Source organism: Bradyrhizobium sp. AS23.2, from assembly GCF_001908185.1.
In the GTDB taxonomy this organism is placed as follows: Bacteria; Pseudomonadota; Alphaproteobacteria; order Rhizobiales; family Xanthobacteraceae; genus Bradyrhizobium.
Window position 1 is genome coordinate 1 of sequence record NZ_LGHM01000384.1, and the last position, 1,932, is coordinate 1,932.

At 63.1% G+C, this 1,932-nt stretch carries 1 protein-coding gene and 1 pseudogene; both read right to left on the reverse strand.

Features of this window, described 5'->3' with window-relative positions; translation table 11 throughout:
* Nucleotides 1-8: 8 nt before the first annotated feature.
* Nucleotides 9-1,489: pseudogene (tnpC, locus tag AC630_RS42370) on the reverse strand (IS66 family transposase).
* A gap of 122 nt (nucleotides 1,490-1,611) precedes the next feature.
* Nucleotides 1,612-1,800: an IS66 family insertion sequence element accessory protein TnpB gene (gene tnpB, locus AC630_RS42375; protein ID WP_074124386.1), complete on the reverse strand. Its 189-nt coding sequence runs from the start codon at nucleotides 1,798-1,800 to the stop codon at nucleotides 1,612-1,614.
* Between the last annotated feature and the right edge of the window lie 132 nt (nucleotides 1,801-1,932).

Genomic DNA, 1,932 nt, shown 5'->3' on the forward strand with positions numbered 1-1,932 from the left:
CGCTGTTTTCAGGCCACAGCTTTGAGGTCGTGGCGGCAATATGCCCACGGCAGCAACTGATCGATGTCGCTATTCGGATGGCCATTGACGATCCTGGTGAGCGCGTCGGTTAAGTAGGCAAGCGGATCGACGTCATTCAGCTTACAGGTTTCGACCAGCGCGGCGATGATGGCCCAATGCTGGGCGCCACCGTCGGAGCCTGCGAACAGTGCATTTTTCCGGTTGAGCGTGATCGGACGGATCGAACGTTCGACGACGTTGTTGTCGAGTTCGATACGGCCATCATCGATAAAGCGCGTCAGACCTTCCCGGCGTGAGAGCGCATAGCGGATGGCGTCGGCCAACTTGCCCTTTTGGCTGATCAACGCGAGCTTTGCGCGGAGCCACCGTTCGAAGGCTTCCGCCAGCGGTCGGCTTTTCTGTTGCCGAACGAGACGGCGCTCCTCGGCGCTGCGGCCACGGATGTCCTTCTCGATGGCATAGAACTCGGCGATATGCTTGAGCGCCTCGCCCGCAATGGGCGCGGGGCCAGGGGCGGCAAGTTCGTAGAAGTTACGCCGCATGTGCGACCAGCAGAATGCAAGCTGAACGTCGCCACGCTCGGCGAGCTTGCCATAGCCGGCGTAGCCGTCGACCTGCAGGATCCCCTTGAAGCCTGCCAGATGGGCGATCGGCCGGTCGGCTTTGCGATCAGGAGCATAGACATAGGCGACGCCGGGCGGATCGGCACCGCCCCATGGCCGGTCGTCCGCCGCATAGGCCCAGAGCTGACCGGTCTTGGTGCGCCCGCGACCGGGATCGAGCACCGGCATCGTCGTCTCGTCGGCGAACAGCTTTGGCCGTTGCCTGAGCTTGCCGAGGAGGCGCTCATGCAACGGACGCAGGTGGAAGGCGGCCTGTCCCACCCAATCCGCCAGCGTCGAACGATCGAGCTCAATGCCCTGGCGAGCGTAAAAATCTGCGCCTGCCGATAGAGCGGCAGGTGATCGGCATATTTGGAGACCAGGATCTGGGCGACGGTGGCCTCGGTCGGCAATCCGCCCGCGATCAGCCTGGCCGGGGCCGGCGCCTGCATGACGCCGTCCTCGCAGGCTCGGCAGGCGTATTTGGGACGCCGGGTCACGACGATCCGGAACTGCGCAGGGACCAGGTCCAGCCGTTCGCTCCTATCCTCGCCGATCCGATGCAACTCGCCCTGGCAACAGGGGCAGGTCTTGTCCTCGATGTCGACGATGACCTCGATCCGCGGCAGGTGCGCCGGCAAGGCGCCACGGTTGCTGCGGCGCTTGCGAGCCCGCGCCTCACGGCCTTCAGGTTCGCTCACCTCCTGCGCCGTCTCGCCGTACGCTGCCACCTGTTCGACGTCTTCCAGGCCCAGCAGCATCTGATCTTCAGGCAGCGTCTCTGCCCGCCGGCCAAACCGATGCCGCTGCAATTCCTTGATGATCTGACGCAGCCGTTCGCTCTCGCACCGTTCGGCAAGCAGCATCGCTTTCAGCGTCTCGGGATCGTCAGGCAGGGCGTCGCTCACACCCAATTCAGAGCATATTCGCCGCCGTCTGGCGACGCGCCCGACGCTCCTGATTCACTTCGCCGCAGCGCCGCTAACAACTATCCCGCTTGTGTTGGCGCCGGCGTCACCCGTGCTTCATGCACAAGCCGCCAGTCGAGCCCTTCCAGCAGCGCCGACAATTGTGCCGCCGACAGACGCATCACACCGTCCTCAATCTTCGGCCAGCGGAAGATTCCATCCTCGAGCCTCTTGGCGAACAGACACAAACCCGTTCCGTCCCAGAACACCAGCTTGACCCGATCCGCACAGCTCGTTTCATTGTACGTCCCTTTGTCAGATCCCAGGCAGGCGGATCAATCTATCGTACTGATAATCAATGTAGTTTTTCGGCCGACGTTCGATCACGCGCTGCACCGCTA